1 protein-coding gene is annotated in these 537 nt (G+C 63.7%); it reads left to right on the top strand.

Translation table 11 applies throughout. From position 1 onward, the window contains the following. Positions 1-537: calcium-binding protein (locus C6P64_RS18080; RefSeq protein ID WP_281257979.1), on the top strand; the 537-nt coding region annotated here is incomplete at both ends.

Here is a 537-nt window from a genome sequence, read left to right as displayed (position 1 = left end):
CTATGTCTTTGGCATCGGCTCCGGCCATGACACGGTTGATGCCTCGGACGGCTGGTATGGCCAGACGACGACGGCGCCATTCGACAAGGTCCAGCTCGGTGCGGGCATTGCTCCGGCTGATTTCACGCTGGCTCGCGCCGGCGACGACCTGGTGCTGAGCCTGGCCGGTGGCAACGACAGCCTCACGGTGCATGGCTATTACTCCTACGAGGCGGCTTACTATGGCCAAAGCCGCATCCAGCTGCAGTTTGCCGACGGCGCGATCTGGGGCGCAGCGGAAATCGCAGCGCAGCTCATCCATGTCGACGGTTCGCCGGGCAATGACTGGCTCTATGGCACCGCTGCGACCGATTCGATGCAAGGCGGGCAGGCCAACGACCAGATCTGGGCGGCTGGTAATGCCGATACCTTGCGCGGTGGCGAGGGGCACGACAGCCTGTTCGGCGAGCAAGGCAACGATCTGCTCGACGGCGGTTCAGGCAACGATTCGCTCATGGGTGGGGACGGGACGGATACCTATGTCTTTGGCATCGGCTC

This window comes from Malikia granosa (assembly GCF_002980595.1).
GTDB lineage: Bacteria > Pseudomonadota > Gammaproteobacteria > Burkholderiales > Burkholderiaceae_C > Malikia > Malikia granosa.
Note: the sequence above shows the minus strand (reverse complement) of the source record. Positions and strands in the feature narration are given on the sequence as shown.